The organism is Pseudoduganella sp. UC29_106, assembly GCF_044055365.1.
Classification (GTDB): Bacteria; Pseudomonadota; Gammaproteobacteria; order Burkholderiales; family Burkholderiaceae_D; genus Rugamonas.
Genome location: NZ_CP171977.1, coordinates 3,237,900 through 3,260,072, shown reverse-complemented (window position 1 = coordinate 3,260,072; position 22,173 = coordinate 3,237,900). Strand labels below are relative to the sequence as shown.

Here is a 22,173-nt window from a genome sequence, read left to right as displayed (position 1 = left end):
TCATCTTGAGACTCGTACCGCTCCTCCTCACTCTCACTCTGACCCTGGCCGGCTGCCAGTCCACCATGCAGCGCATCGCCGATTGCAAGACCGGCGACTGGCGCGCGATCGGCCAAAAGGACGGCGCCGCCGGCGAAAAAGCCGCTTTTGCCGAACGCAAGGACTTCTGCGACGACCACACCGCGCCCGCCGCCGACGCGCCTGCCCGCTATGCGGACGGCTGGACGGCCGGCAATGCCGATTTCTGGTCCAGCCGCGGCAACTCCGACGGACGCAATGCGCTGCAACTGAGCGCTGGATGGGAATCCCGTGCCGCCAGCGAGGAAGTCCGCAAGAAGGGCACGCCGCCCTCCCGTGCCGCCTACGAGGCCGGCTGGACGCAGGGCAATAGCGCCCATTGGGAAGACCTGGGCCGAAAAGACGGTACGTCCGGCCAGCCGCTGACCGCCCGCGAAGGCGCACGCAGCCAGGCTGCGGCGGCGAATATCCGCTACGACGACAGCGCCTACGGCGCCGGCTGGCAGGCCGGCAACCGCACTTTCTGGGAAGATGCCGGATACTCGGACGCCCGCAGCGGCGTGCCGGACAGCGAATTCAAGGCCCGCGCCGCCAAGGCGCGCGCCGCCGGTGTCCAGGTCCAGGAAGATGTCTACAGAACGGCCTGGAACGCGGAGCTGATCAACTACTGGCGCAAGCTCGGTACCCAGGACGCAACCAGCGGCAAGGAATTCGGCGTCCGCAAGCGCGAAGCCCAGCAGCGCGGACTGAAGGTACTGGAGCGCGACTATATCGACGCGTGGGAGCGCCGCCTGGCCGACTACTGGCGCCAGGCCGGCGAACAGGATGGCTTCGGCCAGCCTTACCAGCTGGAAGCGCGCGTCGCCAACGCCAGCCGCGACGGCGTGTTCGTCATTCACAACTCCCGCGCCCTCTACAAGGAAGCCTGGACGGCGCGCAATGCCCAGTACTGCACTCCGGCGAATGCCTTCGAATGGGGCCGCACCAGCCAGCCCATGGCCATCGAGGTCTGCCAGCCTCCGCTGCAGGGGATGCTGCAACGCGCCTACCTGAATGGCGGTGAGTACACCCAGGTCCGCATCCGTTACGAGCGCGCCAACGACCGCGCCGACGACTTCCAGCGCCGCGTGCGCGATGAGCGCCGCCGCATGGAGCGCGCCGAGCGCGATATCCGCGCCGAACGTGAACGCAAGGACAAACCGCCCAGCGACGAAACCATCCGCCGCCTGGAAGCCGAGCGGCGCGATGCCGAGGGCGATATGCGGCGGGCCGAGCGTGAGCGGGACGAGGCGCGCCGCAGCGCGGACCGGCATTACCGGGAGATGGATGCGCTGCGCCTTCCTTAACGCGGACGTGTTGGCGTTTCGGCGGCGCATGCACGGCGGATCAATGATCCGCCCTACACGGGGCCTTGAATTCTTGCTGGCTTGCCCAACCTTTGAGCTCCATTACTGCTAGAATCAAAGATGCCTCCAAGGCATCGTTCAAGGAGAATTGTGATGAGCCGCAAGACACCTATCGAGCGTTACCGCAATATCGGCATCAGCGCCCATATCGACGCGGGTAAGACCACCACGACGGAACGCATCCTGTTCTACACTGGCGTCAACCATAAGCTTGGCGAGGTGCACAACGGGGCTGCGACCATGGACTGGATGGAGCAGGAACAGGAACGCGGCATCACGATCACCTCGGCCGCGACCACGGCCTTCTGGAAGGGCATGGCCGGTAACTTCCCCGAGCACCGCATCAACATCATCGACACCCCCGGCCACGTGGACTTCACCATCGAGGTCGAGCGCTCCATGCGCGTGCTGGATGGCGCGGTGATGGTGTACGACTCCGTGGGCGGCGTGCAGCCGCAATCGGAAACCGTCTGGCGCCAGGCAAACAAGTACAAGGTCCCGCGCATCGCCTTCGTCAACAAGATGGATCGCGTGGGCGCGGACTTCTTCCGTGTGCAGGCCCAGATCAAGGATCGCCTGAAGGGCACGGCTGTGCCCATCCAGATCCCCATCGGCGCGGAGAAGACTTCCACGGCGTGGTCGACCTGGTGAAGATGCGCGCCATCATGTGGGACGACGCGACCCTGGGCGTGAAGTTCACTTACGAGGACATCCCGGCCCACCTGAAGGAGCTGGCGCAGAAGTGGCACGACCATATGGTCGAAGCGGCTGCGGAAGCCTCGCATGAGCTGACCGAAAAATACCTGAACGGCGAGCCGCTGACGGAGGAAGAGATCAAGACCGGCCTGCGGGCGCGCACCATCCGCAACGAGATCGTGCCCATGCTGGCGGGCAGCGCCTTCAAGAACCGCGGCGTGCAGGCCATGCTGGACGCTGTGATCGAGTATCTGCCGTCGCCGGTGGACGTTCCCGCTATTGCCGGCCACGATGAGAACGACAAGGAAATCGAGCGCCATCCGTCCGACGATGAGCCGTTCTCCGCGCTCGCCTTCAAGATCATGACCGACCCCTTCGTGGGCCAGCTGACCTTCTTCCGCGTCTATTCGGGCGTGGTGAATTCGGGCGACTCAGTGTACAACCCGACCAAGCAACAAAAGGAGCGCCTGGGCCGCATCCTGCAGATGCACGCCAACGAACGCAAGGAAATCAAGGAGGTGTTCGCCGGCGACATCGCGGCGGCCGTGGGCCTGAAGAACGTGACCACGGGCGACACCCTGAGCTCTCCGGACCATGTGATCGTGCTGGAAAAGATGATCTTTCCCGAGCCGGTGATTTCGCAGGCCGTGGAACCGAAGACCAAGGCGGACCAGGAAAAGATGGGCGTTGCCCTCAACCGCCTGGCGCAGGAAGACCCGTCCTTCAGGGTGCATACGGACGAGGAATCGGGCCAGACCATCATGTCCGGCATGGGCGAGCTGCACCTGGAAATCCTGGTGGACCGCATGAAGCGCGAGTTCGGCGTGGAAGCGACGGTCGGCAAGCCGCAGGTGGCGTACCGCGAAACCATCCAGCGTCCGGTGCAGGATATCGAGGGCAAGTTCATCAAGCAGTCCGGCGGCAAGGGCCAGTACGGCCACGTGGTGCTGAAGCTGGAGCCGATGGAGCACGGCAAGGGCTACGAGTTCGTAGATGCGATCAAGGGCGGGGTGGTGCCGCGCGAGTTCATCCCGGCGGTGGACAAGGGCGTGCGCGAAACCCTGCAATCAGGCGTGCTCGCCGGCTATCCGGTGGTCGATGTGCGCGTGACCTTGACCTTCGGTTCCTACCACGACGTGGACTCCAACGAAAATGCCTTCCGCATGGCAGGCTCGATGGCGTTCAAGGATGGTATGCGCAAGGCCGACCCGCAGTTGCTGGAGCCGATGATGCACGTGGAGGTGGAAACACCCGAGGAATTCATGGGCAATGTGATGGGCGACCTGACTACCCGGCGCGGCATGGTGCAGGGGATGGACGAGATCCCTGGCGGCGGCGGTAAGCTGATCAAGGCTTCGGTGCCGCTGGCGGAGATGTTCGGCTATTCGACCACCCTGCGTTCGCTGACGCAGGGCAGGGCGACGTATACGATGGAGTTCCAGCATTACGCCGCCGTGCCGAAGCATATCCTCGACCAGATCGCGACTTCCAAGGCCAGAAAGGATTAGAACCCAAGGCAGAACCTGGTGGCAGGCACGATGTGCCAGCCACCCGTTCGAAGTCCGCGGCCACAAACAGGTGGCTGGCACATCGTGCCTGCCACCAGCCTTTCTCAGTGGGTTTTAAGCAGCGCCGCAAATTCGTCCGCAGGAACCGGCCGGCTGTAAAGATACCCCTGTCCCTGCTCGCAGCGCAGCAGCTTGAGCAGCTTGGCTTCCTCTTCCGTCTCAATCCCCTCGGCCACCACCTTCAGATCCAGGTTATGCGCCAGCGTGACGACGGTGCTGACCAGCCCCATATACCCCGCATCCTGCGACATCTTCATCACGAAGGAGCGATCGATCTTCATCACATCCACCGGCAGCGTCACCAGGTAAGCCAGCGATGAATAACCCGTCCCGAAATCGTCGATCGCCACCGGCACATCCAGCGCCCGCACGCGGCTCAGCACATCGATCACGCGGCTGTGGTCCGACACCAGGCTGGATTCGGTAATCTCGATCGACAGCGGCTGCATGTGCGCGCCCGCCGTGTTGAGCGCACGTTCGATATCGCTGAACAGCGAATCGCAGCGAAACTGCGCCGGCGCCACATTGACCGCAATCTGCGGCGGCTCCAGCCCCGCCTCATACCAGCTGCGCCAGTCTTCCATGGCCCGCTGCATGACTTGCCGGCCGACGGCAATCACCAGGCCCGTGCGCTCCAGCACCGGCACGAACTCGTTCGGCTCGATAATGCCGCGCACCGGATGATGCCAGCGCACCAGCGCTTCGGCGCCCGCCAGCTTGCCCGTGCGCAGATCGACCTTGGGCTGGTAATAATTGACGAATTCGCGCCGCTCCAGTGCATCGCGCAGTTCGACCTCCAGGCTGATCTGGCGCGACATCACGCGGTCGGCGTCGCGGTCGTACATGCCGAAGCGCGCTTCCTTGTCGCGCGCCTCGGCCAGCGCATCCCAGGCCTTGATCAGCAATTCGTCGGCGGTCGAGCCGTCCTCCGCCAGCATGGCGCCGCCGGCATTGATCGTGCACCAGATCTTGTGCTCCTTGACCTGGTATGCACCCTGCAGCATGGGCGCCACGGTGCTGCGGACGAAGTCGGCCGGCGCCTGCGGTTCGCTGGCCGGAAGGAACAGGGCAAAGCGGCCGACGCCGACGTGGGCCAGCAGCATATCTTCCGTGACGGCGGTGCGCAGGCGCTGGGATATCGCGCGCAACAGGCCGACCGCGGCGGCGTTGCCATACGCGGAGCTGATTTCGTCAAAGCGGTTGATGTTCACCAGCAGCACGGTACCCTGTGCGCCGCTGGCGGCGAGGCGGGCGATGTCCTCTTCGAACTGCAGGCGGCTCGGCAGGCCGGACAGCGTATTGGTGCGCGCCAGCCGGTGCATTTCCTGGGCATTGATCAGGCGCTCCAGGCCGTAACTGAGTTCGTTGCTCAACTCCCCGGCCCGCTCGCGATAGAAGTGGTCGAAGAACTGCGGGCGCTGTGAATAGAAGCAGACCACGCCCCAGCACTTGTTGTTCACGAAAAGAGGAATCACCATGCACGAAGCGAGCCGGCGCTTGGCGCAGCCGGCCGGCAGGGCATTCGAACATTGCATCTTGCCCGTCGCGACGGTCTTGGCCGCCAGTTCGGCGACAAACCATCGGCCGGCGAGTGGCAGACGCCATCGTCCGGCGACCGGCTCGTTTCGGCGCCATCGCGGCTGGCAGAAGCCACCATCGACAGGGCGCCATCCTGGGTCACGCGACAGATATCAATCAGGTCCAGGCCCGGCTGATGGGCTGCGACGCGGCAGGCATCCAGGCACAATTGTTCGACGGTTCGGGCGCGCGGCACGATGGCACTCATGCGCGACAGCAGCACGTAGAAATTGTCGTGGCGGATCAGCGCTCGTTCCTTTTCGACCTCTGTTGTCATGTCGATGGCCGAACCACCGAGGAAGGCTTCGCCATCGACGTCGATCGGAAATTTGTGGACCAGCCAGTGGCGCGCGCCCTCATGCGTGGTTTCCATGGTCTTGATGACTTCATGATTCTCCAGCACGGCGCGGTCCTGGTCTTCCATGGAGCGGCGGCGGTCATCTGGCCAGAAATTGCTGTCGTCCTTGCCCACGATGCTGTGCTGCTCGACGCCGAAGAAGCTGTGGACGGCCGCATTACCCATCACATAGTTGCCCGAGTTATCCTTGATCCACAGCGGGGAAGGGGAATGCTCGGCAAAACCGGAAAGGAAGCCCTGGGCACGCATCAGTTGCTGGCGAAGCGTGGCCTGTGATTCGGCCGTGCGCAGCAGATCGGACAACGCCTGGCGCTGGGCGGCCGAACGTCCCTTCGGGAGCAGGGCGAACAATTGCTTACCATCGAGCAAGGCATCGGATGGCACGGTCACGCCACAAATGAAAGAGGCGAGGCGTGCCAGGTCCTGCAGCGCGTCTTCGGGCGCTGTCTGCAGTTGTTCTTTGGAAGCAATTGTGTTCATCATCAGAACAATTTCAGCTTCAGCTGCACCGTAAATGCGCCGTGCAGGCGCTCTTTATATGTAGGTACGATAGCAAAATTAACGCCAACCCGCTGATATTCGACACTGGCGACCGGGATCGCGGCCAGGAACCAGCCGCCGTCGCGCATCTTCGGATAACCATTGAAGCCGCCAATCACAGCGCCCAGGCGGAAGGGCCCGATCGACCACGGCTGGTAGTAGATACCGGCGTAGTTGGACATGGTTCTATCACTGTTATGGAAGCGTCCTGCAGTCGCTGACGCGACAGTGGAGAAGCGATACTCGGCGCCCCAGCCTGGGTTGGTGTCATCGAGGCCCTTGTCGCGCTGGAAGTGGCGCGAATAGAACCCGGCATTAAGCCACAGTTCGTTCAAAGGCTGATTTTCGATGGTCTCGAACGGATTGGCCTGGGCAGTGCCCGCAATGGCCAGCCCCAACAGGCCGCCGAGCAGCTTCTTGTGCATGCAAGTTCCTTATCGCTTATTTAATCTTGAATTATCCATTATAGCCACGACACCTCCGCGCCCCGGTGAAAAAGCGTGAGATTTTGTTAATTAACGTGGCGAAACCGGCTGTGATCGCTGCGTTTCTTCAGTGGGCGCGTGCGCATTGGCCAGCAGGCGTTCTGCGGTTTCGAAATCCAGCGCGTCCATCGCTGCCGCGAATTTCACAGCATGCTGGCCCAGCAGCTTGTCCCAGTGAGGGCGGGACGTTTCGTACAAGGTAGCGGCGCCGATGTTTCGCTCGCGGAGCAGCGGCAGCAGATCGGCGCTCGGCTGCGTGCCAGGCTGCATCGCCGGTCCGGCTTCATGGTTCGCCAGCCAGGATTCGAGTTCGGTGCGCAAGCGTGCGGCATGTTCCTGGAATTCCGTGCGCATCGCGGAAGTTGGCCGTTCGGTCTTGATTGCGGTTTCCAACGCCGCGGCCGATTCGGCGAAGTCGCGCGCGCCCAGCGATCCCCAGGCGCCTTTGAGCGTGTGCAGGATTGCCGTCGCGCGCGCCGGCTCGGTGCGCATTGCGTCGCCGACGGCGGCGACTTCGGCCGGCAGCTTGCGTACGCTGGCCGACAATGTCGAAACGAAGGCTTGGCGCTGCTCGTCGCCGCTGAAGTTCGCCTGAAGGAAGGCATCCAGGTCGAGTTCCGGCTTGCGGACCGGCGACTGGGCCACCGCAGTGTCCCCAGGCGGCGCCGGCGAGGGCAGCGCAGTTGGCTTCTCAATGACCTGGCTGCCAGGCGTGACAGGGGCGGGGACGGGTGTGACGGCCGCAGTAGACGCCGGCCCGGCCACATGCACTGAGAAGCGGCTGAGCAGCCAGGCCGCCAGGATCGACAGTGCGGCAAGAATGCAGGCAGCAAGCAGCAGCTCTTCGCGCAGCTTCAAGAGCGGCGCAAACACCAGGTTCTCCGGCGCCTGCAGCCCGACAATCCAGGGCGCCTGGCGCAAGCGGGCGAAGGCAGTCACGCGGCTGGCGTCGTCGGACAGCCGCCACCCCTGATAGCCCTGCAAGCCCAGCGCGGCCTCCGGATTCAGCTCCGGCACCTCATTTACATGGTGCGTCAGGCGTGCCCGTTGCGGATAGCTCACCAGGTAACCGTCGGAAGTCATCACATAGGACAGGCGGCCATCTCCCTCGGCCTGCGCTGTCATCGGCGCCTCGGCCAGGGCCAGGCTGGCAGCCAGCACATACTCCACCTGGCCGTGCGCATCAGTCAGGGGCAGCGCAAAGACCACAACGGGCGTGCCGGTGAGCGCGCTGGTGAAGGGTTGCGACAACAGCTCGCGCTTTTGCAGCACGGCTTCGATAAAGTAGGGCCGCGTGCCTGCCGCATACAGCCGCGACACCGGCGGCCGGGCGCTGTAGACCAGGTCACCGTTACGGGCAAAGAGCGCCACATTCAGGAATGCCCCGGACAAGGAATGTTGCGCCGCCAGCGCCTGCTGCAACATGACGGGGGTGCGGCCGGCCGGTCCCGGCAAAGCCTCGGCCAGCGTGGCCAGGGCCAGCCTGCGCGCCGCCAGCATGCCGATCCAGGCGCTGCGCCATGCCCTGCGCCCGCAACTGCTCCTGCCGTCCGAGAGCCGCCTGCACATCGCGCATGAGCGCATGCAGCGCCACCGCGGTGAGTGCTGCAATCACCGCCAGCAGCACGGCGGCGATCAGGGCGGCATGGACGAGACGAGGCGAGAGCTTGCGCATGGCAGCCTACCAGGTGCAGAGCCGATGCCTGTCGCGGCCATCGTGCTTGGCCGTGTACAGACCCTGGTCGGCCAGCGCCAGGATGGACGCCGGATCGTGGGCGCCATCCGGCACGCCCGCCGCAATGCCGACGCTGATGGTGACGCGCGAAGAAGTCGGGGAATCCGGATGCGGCAGGTTCAGCGCCGCAACGCGCTCACGCACCCAATACCCGTAACGGTCCGCTTCCGGCGCGCCGCAGGAGGGCATCAGGACCACGAATTCCTCTCCGCCATAGCGCGCCACGGTTTCGCCGGGCCGGCGGCTGGCCGCTTCGAGCGCGCGCGCCACCGCCTGCAGGCAATCGTCGCCGCGCTGATGGCCGAGCGAATCGTTATAGCGCTTGAAGTGGTCGACGTCGATCAGCGCCACGGCCATCGGCAGGCGCTGGCGGCGGTGGCGCGCCACTTCGCTGGCCAGCTGTGCATCCAGGTAGCGGCGGTTGAAGATGCCCGTCAGCCCATCCTTGTTCACCATTGCCTGCAATTGCTGCTGCTGCGCACGCAGCGCGAGCTGGGTGCGGATGCGCGCCCGCACGATTGGTGGATTAAGCGGCTTGGCGATGAAGTCCACCGCCCCGATTTCCAGGCCCATGACTTCCGAGGCCACATCGCTGCCGGCCGTCACGAAGAGAACGGGGATGCCGGAGGTATCGGAGTCCGCCTTGAGCCGGCGGCAGATCTCAAAACCGTCGATATCGGGCAACGCCACATCGAGCAGGATCAGGTCCGGCTGCAGCTTGCGCGCCAGCGCCAGGCCTTCCTCGCCGCGCGTGGCGAAATTGATGGTCGCCTGGTCGTTCAACAGCATGGACAGGAAGCGGATCACTTCCGGGCTGTCATCGATGATCAGAATCGTTTGATTGGGTATGCTGCTCAATGGCTCACCTTCTATTGGTCATTCAATGTCGGCTGCCGTTGCAGCCATTCACGCGCGATGGTGTCTGTCTGCGCCAGCTCGCGCCATACTTCTTCCAGCTCGGGGCCCGGTGCGCCGGGCGGATCTGCCAGCAGGAGCACCTCGGCCGCCTGCGTGGCCTGTACCACGCGGCGCGCGCCCAGCGTGCCGAACGTGCCGCGCAGCGAGTGCAGGCCGCCGGCGGCGCCGGTGAAATCGCCGCGCGCCACGTCGGCACGGACTCGTTCGGCCGTCGCCGTACCATGTTCGAGTGCGCGCGCGACCATCTCCACCAGCGCCGCATGGTTGCCCAGCCCGCGCGCCGCCAGGTCTTCCAGGTGACTGACGTTGAAGGCGCCATCCTGCGCCGAGGCGGTGCGGGCTGCAACTGCCGGCGATCCGCCGCGGGCATGGCGCAGGATAGCCGAGAGCAGCGCCGCACGGTCCACCGGCTTGGCGACGAAATCGTCCATGCCGGCAGCCTGGCAGGCGGCCCGTTCATCCAGCGATACGCCCGCACTCATCGCCACGATGGGCAGGTCCAGCTTCAGGTCCTGGCGAATCCGGCGCGTAGCGGTGAAACCATCCATGACGGGCATTTGCACGTCCATCAGCACCAGGTCAAAGCGCGCCGCATCCCTGCGCAGGGCGGCGAGCGCTTCCTCGCCATTGCCGGCCAGTTCCACACGGGCGCCAGCGCTTTCGAGCAAGCCTTTCGCGACCACCTGGTTGAGGGGATTGTCCTCGGCCAGCAGCAGGATCAGCCCGGCCAGCGAGGTATCGGCCGCAGGCGCTGCGGGCGCCGCCGTTGCCTGGACTTGCGGCTGCGCCGGCACGCTCAGGCCCTCGCTGCTGTCTGCGACGATGCGCCAGATGGCAGAGCGGGTTACCGGATGACGCAGTTCGGCTTCCGGCTGTGCACCGCGCCCGACCGTGACGAACAGGGCGCCGGAAGGCACTGCCTGCACCGCCTGCGGCGCGAAGTGCGTATCGCAAACCACGAGAGTATAGGAGGCGCCGGGCGCCAGCGCCGCCGACAGTTCCAGCGCGCTTCCGGCGACATCGCAGGCGCAGTTCCAGCGCTGCGCCAGCTCGGCGAAGGCCGCGCGGCCGGACCGGGCAGGGTCAACGTACAGGATGCGCATGCCGCGCAGCGCCGCCGGCAGCTGGTATTTGTCCAGCAGCATGCCGGTGCGCAGCGGGATGCTGAAGCTGAACGTAGCGCCCGCGCCGGGACGGCTCTGCACATCGATCACGCCGCCCATCATGGCCGCAAAACGCTTGGAGATCGCCAGCCCCAGGCCGGTGCCGCCGAACTTGCGGGCCATCGAAGCATCCGCCTGGCTAAAGGGGGTAAACAGGCGCTCCATCTGTTCCGGTTCGATGCCAATGCCGGTGTCCGCCACATCGAAGCGCACATGGCCGGGACGTACTGGATCGAGATGCACATGCAGGCACACGCTGCCGCTCTCCGTGAACTTCACCGCGTTGCTGACGAGATTCAGCAGCACCTGCTGTACCCGCTGTGCATCACCGTGCAGGCTGGCGGGCACTTCCACGTCGACGCGGATGGCCATGGCCAGGCCCTTGTCACCGCCGGAGACGGCCATGACGGAGGAAATCGCGTCGATGACATCATCCAGCTGGTAGTCCTCGTCTTCCAGATCGAGTTTGTTCGCTTCAATCTTGGAAAAATCGAGTACATCGTTGAGCAGGGCAAGCAGCGACTTGCCCGCGCCGGAAATCATTTCGAGGTACTGCCGTTGGTCAGCGCTGAGCGGCGTGCGCGCCAGCACCTGGGCCAGGCCAAGCACGGCGTTCATCGGCGTGCGCAATTCATGGCTGATATTAGCGACAAAGGCGCTCTTGGCGGCGCTGGCCGCTTCGGCCAGGGTCTTGGCGTCGCTCAGTTCCTTTTCGGCGGCCTTTTCGTCGGTCACGTCGCGCACGATCTTGGCAAAGCCTATGCAACGGCCTTGCTCATCCCGGATGGCGTAAATTTGGGCGAGTCCAAGGAAGGTGCTGCCGTCGCGCCGGCGCCGCAGGCCCATTTCCTCGTACTGGCCGAGTTCCATGGCGGTTTGCAAGCCGCGGTCCGCATGGCCCGGCACGTGCAGCTGCGTCAAGGGACGGCCGATGATTTCCTGCTCCTCATAGCCGAACAACTTGCGCGCACCCTCGTTCCAGGTGGAGATCGTGCCGTCCGGCCCCAGAAGCACAATGGCGTGGTTCTTGATGGCGGACGTCAGCAGGCGGAAGCGCGCTTCGGACACCTGCAGGCTGGCTTCCTGTTCCCGGATGCGGGCCACCGACTGGTCTGTCGCCATCTGCGCAAGCTGCCGTTCGCGCACGAGGTTGCGGCTGATGCCGAAGAACAGGAGGCTGATGGTCGTGCCCAGCATCAGCAGCAGGAAGGGTTTGTCCTGGTCGATGCTTGCGTCGAACAGGGCGGTGGGTGTGACGCGCAGCATCCATTGCTGGCCGTTATCGCCAACCAGTACGCTCTGGACGTTTTCCAGGCCGAGGTAGCTGGCGCCACGGGCCGGCAGCGTGCTCGTGAAAATCGGATCGCTGTGCAGGGAGTCGTAAAACACCTCAAGCCGCAATTCGCTCAGCTGGTCGCCGAAGGTGCCCGCCATCAGCTCCCTGATGCGCAGTGGCGCGTAGACATAACCGAGCAGGTGGCGGCCGGAGCTGCCTTCCTCCGGCGCAGCATAGGCCGGATTGACGATCAGGAAGCCGAGGCTCTTGTCGCCTGGCGAGTTCTGGGCGAGCACAATCGGGCCCGTTACCGTCATCCGTCCATTCTGCATGGAAGCCATGAGGGCTCGCTGCCGCACAGGTTCAGCCAGCATGTCGAAACCGATCACCTGCAGGTTGCGGGCGTTTTCCGGCTCCAGCAGTATCACGGGTGCATAGAACTCGCGTTTGCCTTCCGGCCGGATGCGGAAGCCGGGGGCGTTCGTCGGCGCGGATCGCGGCGACAGAGCGTTCCAGGTCCTGCGAGGGAAAGAAGCTGACGAAGCCCAGGCCCAGTGCCCCCGGATACTCGCTCGGCAGATGCATACCGGCGACGAAATTGCGCCACTCGCGGCGCTCGACGCGGTTGGACGATTCGAACAGGGCGGAACAGGCGCGCAGCAGTGATTCATAGGCATCCATGCGCTGACTGAGCGTATTGCCGACTGCGATGGCGGAGCGGTCGAAGCGCTCCTGCGCGTCGCGGGAAATGTTCGACCTGACCCATTCCGCAGTGATCACGGTCAGCGTCATGCAGACGGCCAGGGCCAGCAGGGGAATTGGCGAGAAACGGGGCAGGGCGCTGCCGTCGGTTGCCAGGACCCAGGCGATCAGGGTGCTGATGCCGATGAACAGGCACAGGTCCAGCAGGGAATGTTGCAGCAGGCCGGAGTCGAAGGGGCCGAATCCGTTCGCCGTAGCCGGTACCGCGATGGCCACCATGATGGCCAGCGTGAGCAGCACCACATCGCGGCTGTGGCGCAACGCCGCCCAGGCCAGCAGCGGCAGCAGAATGTAGGGCGGTAAGGCTGCGCCAAGCACTTCCGGCTTGCCGAAGAAGACGCCTGCCGTGCACAGCGCGGTCAGGGTCAAGAGGAGCAGCACCGGGGCGGCCGGCCGCCGGAGCAGGCGGCGCCAGCCCTGCATCAGCGCCAGGGCCATGGGTGCGACCAGCAGCATGCCGAGGAAGTCGCCGATCCACCAGGTAGCCGTCACGCTGCCGATCAATTCCTTCTGGATGATCCCGCTGAGCCAGAGCTCGGTCGTGCCATTCACGGCGGCGACCAGGGCTGCTGCACCGATGGCGAACGTGAACAGATAAACGCTGCGTGGCGTCGAGAGGCGCAACTGCGTGTCAACAAAGCGGGTGACCAGCCAGGCGGCGACCAGCGCTTCCAGCGTATTGCCCGCTGCCATGCCGAGCGAAACGGCGCTCACCAGCAGCGGCGCACCCGCCTGGTTCTGGGCGAATACCGCGAGATTGGCCAGGGTTGCACCGGCGAAGATGGCGGGCCAGATACGCAGTCCGCAGCGCAGAACCAGCGCCAGGGCGAGTCCGGAAGGCGCCCAGATCGCGCTCGCATTGCTCTGGCCGACCGCCACCAGCAAGCCGACACGCGCGAGCGCGTAATAGGCTGCCGTAGCCAAAAACAAGCCGAGCAAGGCCCGCAAGGGCGCGCGATTAACTTCAGCCATGCAACTTAGATAAGGTTGCCTAAATTACAGACTTTATATCACGCCCCGCCCCCCGAGGCCAGCACACTACGATGGCGGATCTAGGCGCGGGGGCGGGAGCGGTGGAAGACGAGGGGCTGTAGGGGACGGCGGACGGCGGCGGGCTGTTGAGGATGCCCGGCTTCATGGCGCCGACCACGTGCATTTCGCAAGGCTTGCAGTCGAAACGCAAGGTGTATTTTTCATTGCCGCTGACCAGCGTCATCGGCTCGGCCTTGACCTGGCCCTGCACGCCCTGCACGCCCTTGGCCTGCTTGGGGCAGAGGTTGAAGGAGAAGCGCAGGCAGTGCTTGGTGATCATCAGCGACACTTCACCCGGCTCTTCGTGCGCTTCGTAAGCCGCGTCGATCAGCTGCACGGCGTGCTTGTGATAGAAGGCGCGCGCCTTTTCGTTGTAGACGTTGGCCAGGTAGCTCAGTTGCGTCTCGGGATAGGCGGCCGGCGGCTCCACGGGTGCCTTGCGCTGCGGGCGGTCCCAGGCGGCGAGGCGCGCGGCTTCATGGGCGGCTACCGCATCGCGGCGCAGCGCATTGATGGCGGACGAGGGTACGAACCATGGCTGCGAGAGCGCGAGCGATACCTCGCCGGCCTCGAACATGGTGTTGCCCAGTTTGGCGATGTTCGAGCGCAGGCCGGATTCCGCCTGGGCGGCTTCGCGTGCCGGCTGCAGTTCGATCGCGGCATCCGTAATCGAAGTGATACCGTCTTCGTCGGTCGCGCTTAGACGCAGGCCGCCGTCGCACTCGCTCAGCGCGAGATGGAGCTGAACCTTGCGGTCGGACGATTTCTTGTTCAGCGCCCCTTCCCAGTGGTGGTCGCGGTTGCGCGATACCACCGTGCCAGGCTTCAGGCCGGGCAGGGCGCCCATCTGCTCGTTGGGGAACACGCGCCAGCGCTGGCCTTCTTCGTCCTCACCCCAGCTTTTCGACCTTGTTGGCCTGGATGCCGACGGTCGTGCGCTTGTTCATATAGTTCAGGCCATCGCCATTCGCCATCGAGGCATTGGTGACGATGTCGAAATGGTCCTTGCCCAGGCGGCTGATCGCGCCCAGCTCAACGCCCACATACTTGGGCGAGTCGAAGGCGCCGATATCGTCCTGCCGGCCCTGGGCGAAGTAATCGGTGTGGCCGCGGTGGAAGGTCTTGTCCACGTCCGGCGTGAACAGGATTTCGGTGCGTCCGCTGGAGGCGCGCGCGGTACTCCGGGCGGCGCTCCAGGATTTCATCCAGCAGCAGGCGGTAATGGGCCGTGATGTTCTTTACGTAGCCCATGTCCTTGTAGCGGCCTTCGATCTTGAAGGAGCGGATGCCGGCATCGATCAGGGCTTCCAGGTTGCGGCTCTGGTCATTGTCCTTCATGGACAGCAGGTGCTTCTCATAAGCCACCACGCGGCCCTGGCCGTCGGACAGCGTATACGGCAGGCGGCAAGCCTGCGAGCAATCGCCGCGGTTGGCGCTGCGGCCCGTGTCCGCATGCGAGATATAGCACTGGCCGGAGAAGGCCACGCACAGCGCGCCGTGGATGAAGTATTCGAGCGGCGTATCGACCTGCGCCTTGATCTGCTTGATCTTGTCGATAGTCAGCTCGCGCGCCAGCACCAGCTGGGAGAAGCCGACATCACCGAGGAACTTTGCCTTCTCCGGCGTGCGGATATCACACTGGGTGGAGGCGTGCAGCTGGATCGGCGGCAGGTCCATTTCCAGCAGGCCCATATCCTGCACGATCAGCGCATCGACGCCGGCTTCATACAGCTGCCAGATCTGCTTGCGCGCGAGGTCCAGTTCCGAGTCGTGCATGATCGTGTTCATCGTGACGAAGATGCGCGAGCGGTAGCGGTGGGCGAATTCGACTAGGCTGGCGATATCCTCCAGCGGATTGCTGGCATTGTGGCGCGCGCCGAATGCCGGGCCGCCGATGTAGACCGCGTCCGCGCCATGGAGAATGGCTTCCCGGCCGATTTCGGCGGTCTTGGCTGGCGACAGCAGTTCTAACTGGTGATCAAGCAGGGACATGGCAGCGGCTTCCTTACAGATGAAGGCGGAAATTATACCTGCCCCCATGGCCGCCCGCGACGTGAAATTGTCCGATCAGGCGGGTGATTATTTCATTTGTTATTGCAATTTCCGAAAAGCATCGTTCATAATTGCATAGTTTGCAACTTACAAACAGGCAAATGAAACTACGCATCATCCCTTTGGCGCTGCTGAGCATCGTCATACCGGCGCTCGCCCAACAGCAGCCGAAGGACGCGGCTGCTTCCACGCCGGACGCGAAACAGGCCATCACCAAGGTCGAAATCAAGGGCACCGCCAAGGATTACGATCCCCGCCGCGACGACACGGCCAGCAAGACGGTGATCAATCACGAAGAAATCATCAAGTATGGCGATACCAATGTCTACGAAGTGCTGAAGCGGGCGCCGGGCGTGACGGTGATCGGCAACACGATCCGCATGCGCGGCCTGGGCGGCAATTACACCCAGATTCTCGTGAACGGCGAGCGCCCGCCGCCTGGGTTCTCGCTCGAGACGCTGCCGCCCGAGCAAATCGACCGTATTGAAGTAGTGCGCGCTGCGACGGCCGAGCATTCGATGCAGGCCATTGCCGGCACCATCAATATCATTCTGAAGAAGGTCGTTAGCAAGCCGCAGCGCGACTTCCGTATCAACACGTCCCGTTCGGATCAGCAGAAGAACCTGGTCCTGTTCGGCACGATAGCGGACAAGGTCGACAACCTGTCCTATTACCTGAACCCGGTGGCCGGGCGTAACCTGCGCGAAGCGCCGTCCTTCGGTACCGACCAGTTCACGCTGCCCAACGGCCAGGTGAGCCAGCTGCGGGATTCGGCACGCATATCCACCAACCGCAATACCTTTGGCGGCCTGCAGCCACGCCTGAACTGGAAAATGCCGAACGAAGACCAGTTGAATTTCAGCGGTTTCATCCAAGTGTTCAACGGCGAAAGCGGCTTTGAGAATCACATCACGAACCGCATCGGCAGCTTCGGCAATCCGGATTACCTCGACATGAGCAACCATACGGACAGCGATGGCCGCTTCCTCGGTGGTGAAGTCAACTGGATCGGCAAGATCGCCGGCGGCAAGCTGGATGCCAAGGTCACAGCCCACAATGGCCGCTTTAGCGCCGACAGCCGCTCGCTATCCAGTACCCTCGGCGGCAGAACCGTGCTGCGACGCGATGCGGGATACGACCAACCACTTCCGCACCTACAGCAGCACCGGCAAATACAGCCGCACGCTGTTCGAAGGGCACGCGCTGGCGGCGGGCTGGGAGGTCAACCAGCAGCGCACCGAGGATGACGTGCACCGCGTGGAAGGCCTCGTCGGCACTACTCCTCTGGACATCATCGAAGTCTTCAAGCCGCGCGTGACGCGCTACGCCGCTTATGGGCAGGATGAGTGGAATATCGACAAGAACTGGTCCGTCTATCTGGGCGCCCGCTGGGAAGGTATCCGTACCGACAGCGAAGGCACGGGCCTGGATAACGACGCGATCGCGCAGCCATGTGCTGAGCCCCGTCGCACAAACCCTGTTCAAGTTCCCGGACAAGAGCGGCCGCCAGCTGCGCCTTGCACTGACGCGAACATATAAGGCGCCGAACACCAATCAGCTGACTGCGCGCCGCTTCGAGGCGGACGAGAACACGCGCTTCAATCCGGACAGCAGCGGCAATCCGGACCTGAAGCCCGAACTGGCCACCGGTATCGACCTGACCTATGAGCATTTCTGGTATCCCGGCGCAGTGTTCTCGGTCAGCACATCGCAGCGCCGCATCACCGATTACATTCGCAGCACGCTGACGCAGGACCGGCGCGGCCTTTGGCTGATCCAGCCTGTCAACGATGGCAACGCCACCGTGCGTACCTTCGACGTGGAGCTGAAATTCCCGCTGAAAGCCCTAACGGATGAGAAAGCGCTGCCATTCGACTTCCGCGCCAGCTTCAACCGCAACTGGTCCAAGGTCGACACCGTGCCGGGCCCGGACAACCGCCTGGATGACCAGATCCCGCTCACCGCGAACCTGGGCCTGGACTACCGTGCCGACAAGTTCAGCACCGGCGGCAGTTTCGTGTTCCGTGACGGCGGTCCGGTGCGCGTCTCGGAACAGCAGTACCGCCGCCTGTTCCCGCGCCGCGAATTGGAAGCGTATTTGCTGTACAAGTTCAAACCCAGCCTGCAACTGCGCCTTGCGGTAAACAATGCACTGGGCGAAGACAACCGCAGCGAATCTCGTTATGTCGACGTGAATGGCACCAGCCAAAGCTGGAGCCGCAGCGCGGACTCGCCGCGCTTCCAGGCCAACCTTGAGATGAAATTCTGATGTGACACTGGCTGGGCCTTGCGTGGGGAGTGTAGGATGTTGGTTTGATTTATAAGGAACACCCGCATGACCTACGAAGAATACCTGGACGAAGTCACCACGCTGATTTTCGAAAAATTCGGCGTGAGCGAAGCCGCGGCCATCAAGCTGGTGATGGCCGCGCAAAACAAAGAGTTTTTCGTCAGGCACGACGACGACAAGAACCTCCGAAACGTCGACCAGGCGCACAAGGACGCAAAAGCCATTTTTGATGCCGCCCAAAGCAAGAAACCGGCAGTCAAGTCCAGGCCGAAGTGAAACAGCGCGGGTAGGGCCAGTCCTACAAGCCGGCGTCCGCTGCGCCGATACGGGGCGGCGCGGCCGGCGCGCATCATGGTTTTCATGCATTGGAGGGTGAAACCATGAACGACAAGACACGTCCAAGGTCAAGACAAAAGTCCAACCCGATCGCAGCTGGCAGCTTGATGAGCCGGGCGCCTGGTCGGCGCCACTCGATACGCGTAACGAGCAATCGGCACGGCAGGCGCTGCCGGGCGTGAGCAATGAAGGCACGCGCGGCGGCACGGGCACGCAACAGACGGGATGGGGCGCACGCCAGCAGGCGGTGCGGCTCAGCAGCCGTGCGGAAGCGGATAACCGTGGGGAATCGCAGCAGGCCGGCAATCTGCAGACCGACGCGGCGAAGCCCAAAAACAAACGGCCGCCACGCAGCTGAACTGTGCGGCGGCCTCGGAACCCTGCCTGATTACAGGGACTTCAGGAACGCCAGCAACGCGTCACGGTCAGATTTCGACAGCTGCTCGAAGCGCTGGCGCGAACGCTCAGCTTCGCCGCCATGCCACATGATGGCTTCGGTCAGGTTGCGTGCACGGCCATCGTGCAGGTAGCCCACCTTGGCGCTGTTGCCCATGACCTTGTCTGTATAGCCAATGCCCCACAGCGGCGCGGTACGCCACATACTGCCCTTGGCCTGGCCTTCGACGAACTTGTCGGCCAGGTCATCGCCCATATCGTGCAGCAGCAGGTCGGTATAAGGCTTGATGGACTGGTTACGCAGTTCGGCGAACAGGTGGCCCGGACCGGTCTTCTGGTCCACGGTGTGACAGGCAGCGCAACGCATGCCGTCGAACACCTTGGCGCCCAGGCTGACCTGGGCTGCATCGACCTTCAGCGGCTCCAACGGAGCGACGCCTTTCGGGAAGCCGCTCGGCAGGCTGCGCTGGGCCGGCACTGCAACCAGTTGCAGGTACTGGGTGATCAGCTTCAGTTCCGAGTCGGACACGCCTTTCTGTGCACCGGCCGATGCGCAACCGGCAGGATCGGTGGAGCAGGAGCGGTTCGGGTACACAGGCGAGGTCACCGCCATGTCCAGCAGCAGGGCAGCCGCAGTCTGGTGCCGCAGCGAAGCCTTGGATGCCTTCCAGCCGAAGCGGCCCAGGCGTACGGCGCCGTTTTCCGGGTCGTAGACGTAGTTCGCCACGCCCTTCACGCCGTCTGCGTCCGGAGTCGAACGCACACGGGCCAGGATGTCCGCTTCAGGAATCGCTTCCAGCAGGCCGGCGCCGAGCATCGGCTGGGCGGCACGCAGCGAGACGGTATCCGGCACCGGACCTTCAAAGGCCAGCTTCGGCTTGCGCAGTTCGACGGAAGTGCCATCGGCCAGCTTCGCGGTACGGCTGTCGAAGCCCGACACACGCACACCAGTCCCCCAGTTCTGCGGCACGCCGGTCGAGGACACCGCGTTCATCGCCACCGCCGTACCATACTGCGGGTGCGGCAGCTGGTTGCCGTTGGCGTCGGTCACCGCCACGCGCACGGACATGGAATCCAGGCGCTGGTTGACGGCGATCGGCGCCGGGCTGCGGCCGTTGTTCACGTGGCAGCCGATACAGGCCGACTGGTTGTAGCGCTGTCCCTGCAGGCCGACTGCAGGATCATAGCGGTCGTTGCCCGGCTCGTTGTGCATGCCGGTGGTGAAGTTGGTGTGCACCAGGCGGCGGCCTTCAACGAAGCGCTGCATGTTCTGCATGCCGATATTGTTCTGCGGCTGCTGGAACATGAAATCGCTGTTGTCGGCGTAGTCATAGGACACCGAACCGATGCCGCCCTGCAGCGTTTCCGCCGGCAGCGGGGAATTCATCAGGCGCGGCTGCACGCCATACCATGGACGCAGGCCCGTACCCACCACATAGGTCCACTCAGCCGAGTAGTATCGGATACCGCCGTTATCGCCCTTGGCCTGCATGGATTGCGTAGTCGAGAACATGGACGGCGACACCTCGATCACGTCACCCGTCACCAGGGGACGCGCATTGATGTGCGTGCCGTTCGGGAAGCCATCCGCACCCAGGCCATCCATGCCCGGATATTCCTTGACCAGGATCGAGCAGCCGTTGTTGATGCCGGTCGGGTTGGCCAGCTTGCCGTTGGCGGGATAGGGTATCGGATTACAGATCGGCACATTGTCGTCCACCAGCTGGCCCGGCGCCATCCAGCCGTAGCCGGTCACGCCCGGACGGTCGATGGCGCGGAAGAAGGCGATGCCGCCCTTGAGGAAGTCCACCGTGGTGTACTGGTTCACGATCAGCTGCGGCTTGGTCACGCCGGCGACGCGGCTGTTGTCGATGATCTCGACGCCCCAGGTGCGGTTCTTGAAGTACTGCGGCACGAAAGTCAGGAAATTGCCCGGACCCTTATCGACCGGCAGGCCGGTGGCCGGGTCCACAGTTTCGTTCGGGCCAAAGCCGATCTCGTTCCATTCCTCGCCGCGCTCCCGTCCATGGCGCGCCATGCCGCGCGCGCCGAAACGGGTGACCAGGGTGCCGTCGGCCAGGGTGAACTGAATGGTTTCGATCGGATCGGCGTAAGTCGGCAGGTTGGCCATGCCGCTGCCGCTGGCCGGATACCTGAAACCCGAGGTGGCGTTGGAGGGCAGGGTGTTATCGCTGCCCGGGCTCTTGAACTCCACTTCAAACAGCGAGTAACCATAACCGGTGGCGCGCTGCACGCCCTGCAGCTTGATGTAGCGGGCGTTCACGTTGAGGTTGAAGAATTCCTCGGTGCCGCCCTGGCCGTTGGTAACGGCGCGGATCTGCGACCAGGTCTGGCCGTCGTCAGAAGTCAGCAGGTTGTATTGCTTGCCGTAGGAATTTTCCCAAAGCAGCTTCATGTAACCGATGGAAGTCTTGGCGCCGAAGTCGAAGGTGATCCAGGCGCCATCCTCGAAGGTACTGCCCCAGCGGGTGTTGGCCTTGCCGTCAATGGCCTGGGCAGCCGACAGGCCGCCTTCCACTGCGGACGAAGTGGCCGCAACCGGTTTGACCAGCACGCCTGGCTGAGTCGGGTCGATCGTTGGAGGCGGTGACGGGTCCGTTTGCGGTGGCGGCGGTGGTACTTCACCGCCGGAGAAGGCCTGGATCTCGAAGATCGAGTAGCCGTAGTTGCTCGAGCGCTTGATTCCCTTCATGCGTAGGTAGCGGCCCTGGCCGTTCAGGCCGGTCAGGTCTTCGGTGCCGCCGGCGCTGTTGTCCACGGACTTGATCGTGGTCCAGTTGGCGTTGTCGTCGGACACCTGCAGCTCATACACGATGGCGTGGGCGTTTTCCCAGTCGATGCGCACGCGGTTGATGGTCTCGGACTTGCCGAAATCCAGGGTCAGGAATTCATTGTCGGTGAATCCGCTGCTCCAGCGCGAACGGTCGTCGTGGTCGATGGCGGCTTGCGGGCCCAGGTCGCCGCGTTCGGACGAACTGGCCGTGGCGCTGACCGCAGTCAGGGCCACTTCGGACTGCACGACCGCAGCCGCGAGACGCTTCATGCTGCCGCCGATGGAGGATGTATCACCCTCACCGCCGCCGCAGGCGGCCAGCAGCGCTGCCAGGGCGAGAGGTATGCCCCTGGTAGACAGGCTGCGCAGCTGCCCAGTTTTCAATCTATGCCGGATTGGCATCGTTTCCATTTGTACCTCCCTTGTTTTGGTGCGTTACTTAAACTAGTAGATCGAAAAAAACCGATCGTTCACTAAATGATGATACTCATCATCTTTGCTAGCCAATGAAAAGCCGCTTTTCAGGGCGGCTGGACGGAGGCGGTCGGCATTCTGCACTACTTTTACTGCTGACGTCGCTCTGTTGAAACAGGCGACGTTTCCCGATTTTTATGATGCGCGAGGCGATTCATTTAATTGCCTCACGGCAATATTATCGGTAACATAGTCCCTGTAACTGGCCTAGTCAAGTAAAAAACTGTATCGGCGGCGCGATCGCGGGCCTATTTTGCGGCAAGCCCGCTCAGTGTGCTTGCCGAAGCAGCGGGCGC

The 22,173-nt window shown here is 63.7% G+C and carries 14 protein-coding genes and 2 pseudogenes; 7 read left to right on the top strand and 9 right to left on the bottom strand.

Features of this window, described 5'->3' with window-relative positions; genetic code table 11:
• Positions 1-5 precede the first annotated feature (5 nt).
• Both ACHMW6_RS16630 and fusA read left to right on the top strand, forming a co-directional pair.
• A complete protein-coding gene (locus ACHMW6_RS16630; RefSeq protein WP_395408173.1) occupies positions 6-1,364 on the top strand; it encodes a DUF2799 domain-containing protein in 1,359 nt (452 codons plus the stop codon).
• Positions 1,365-1,517: 153 nt separating this feature from the next.
• Positions 1,518-3,628, top strand: a pseudogene (gene fusA / locus ACHMW6_RS16625) (elongation factor G).
• Positions 3,629-3,732: 104 nt separating this feature from the next.
• Here fusA and ACHMW6_RS16620 read toward each other — a convergent pair.
• From ACHMW6_RS16620 to ACHMW6_RS16585, 8 genes and pseudogenes are all read right to left on the bottom strand, one after another.
• Complete coding sequence (locus tag ACHMW6_RS16620) at positions 3,733-5,223, bottom strand: EAL domain-containing protein (RefSeq protein WP_395408172.1); 1,491 nt, start codon at positions 5,221-5,223, stop codon at positions 3,733-3,735.
• Positions 5,160-6,107 (bottom strand): PAS domain-containing protein, encoded by a 948-nt coding sequence (locus ACHMW6_RS16615; protein ID WP_395408171.1) that lies wholly within the window; start codon positions 6,105-6,107, stop codon positions 5,160-5,162. Before ACHMW6_RS16615 ends, ACHMW6_RS16620 begins: the two co-directional genes overlap by 64 nt.
• Positions 6,107-6,589: a hypothetical protein gene (locus ACHMW6_RS16610; RefSeq protein WP_395408170.1), complete on the bottom strand. Its 483-nt coding sequence runs from the start codon at positions 6,587-6,589 to the stop codon at positions 6,107-6,109. The genes ACHMW6_RS16615 and ACHMW6_RS16610 overlap by 1 nt, the downstream gene beginning before the upstream one ends.
• 90 nt (positions 6,590-6,679) lie before the next feature.
• Positions 6,680-8,149: an Hpt domain-containing protein gene (locus ACHMW6_RS16605; protein ID WP_395408168.1), complete on the bottom strand. Its 1,470-nt coding sequence runs from the start codon at positions 8,147-8,149 to the stop codon at positions 6,680-6,682.
• A gap of 181 nt (positions 8,150-8,330) precedes the next feature.
• Positions 8,331-9,242 (bottom strand): diguanylate cyclase domain-containing protein, encoded by a 912-nt coding sequence (locus tag ACHMW6_RS16600; RefSeq protein WP_395408166.1) that lies wholly within the window; start codon positions 9,240-9,242, stop codon positions 8,331-8,333.
• Positions 9,243-9,253: 11 nt separating this feature from the next.
• Complete coding sequence (locus ACHMW6_RS16595) at positions 9,254-12,169, bottom strand: ATP-binding protein (protein ID WP_395408165.1); 2,916 nt, start codon at positions 12,167-12,169, stop codon at positions 9,254-9,256.
• Positions 12,105-13,427, bottom strand: a complete 1,323-nt coding sequence (locus ACHMW6_RS16590) for an MASE1 domain-containing protein (RefSeq protein ID WP_395408164.1) — start codon at positions 13,425-13,427, stop codon at positions 12,105-12,107. Before ACHMW6_RS16590 ends, ACHMW6_RS16595 begins: the two co-directional genes overlap by 65 nt.
• A 128-nt stretch (positions 13,428-13,555) precedes the next feature.
• Positions 13,556-15,527, bottom strand: a pseudogene (locus ACHMW6_RS16585) (U32 family peptidase).
• 161 nt (positions 15,528-15,688) lie between these two features.
• Here ACHMW6_RS16585 and ACHMW6_RS16580 point away from each other — a divergent pair.
• From ACHMW6_RS16580 to ACHMW6_RS16560, 5 genes are all read left to right on the top strand, one after another.
• Positions 15,689-16,834: a TonB-dependent receptor plug domain-containing protein gene (locus ACHMW6_RS16580; protein ID WP_395408163.1), complete on the top strand. Its 1,146-nt coding sequence runs from the start codon at positions 15,689-15,691 to the stop codon at positions 16,832-16,834.
• Entirely contained in the window at positions 16,773-17,126 is a 354-nt protein-coding gene (locus tag ACHMW6_RS16575) for a TonB-dependent receptor domain-containing protein (RefSeq protein ID WP_395408625.1), read from the top strand. Before ACHMW6_RS16580 ends, ACHMW6_RS16575 begins: the two co-directional genes overlap by 62 nt.
• Complete coding sequence (locus ACHMW6_RS16570; RefSeq protein WP_395408162.1) at positions 17,041-17,856, top strand: TonB-dependent receptor domain-containing protein; 816 nt, start codon at positions 17,041-17,043, stop codon at positions 17,854-17,856. The genes ACHMW6_RS16575 and ACHMW6_RS16570 overlap by 86 nt, the downstream gene beginning before the upstream one ends.
• Positions 17,857-17,922: 66 nt before the next feature.
• Positions 17,923-18,153, top strand: coding sequence for a hypothetical protein (locus ACHMW6_RS16565; RefSeq protein ID WP_395408161.1), 231 nt, complete (start codon positions 17,923-17,925; stop codon positions 18,151-18,153).
• 238 nt (positions 18,154-18,391) lie between these two features.
• Positions 18,392-18,571, top strand: a complete 180-nt coding sequence (locus tag ACHMW6_RS16560; protein ID WP_395408160.1) for a hypothetical protein — start codon at positions 18,392-18,394, stop codon at positions 18,569-18,571.
• 30 nt (positions 18,572-18,601) lie between these two features.
• On the opposite strand, the gene ACHMW6_RS16555 is transcribed toward ACHMW6_RS16560, so the two are convergent.
• Positions 18,602-21,805, bottom strand: coding sequence for a di-heme oxidoredictase family protein (locus ACHMW6_RS16555; RefSeq protein ID WP_395408624.1), 3,204 nt, complete (start codon positions 21,803-21,805; stop codon positions 18,602-18,604).
• Between the last annotated feature and the right edge of the window lie 368 nt (positions 21,806-22,173).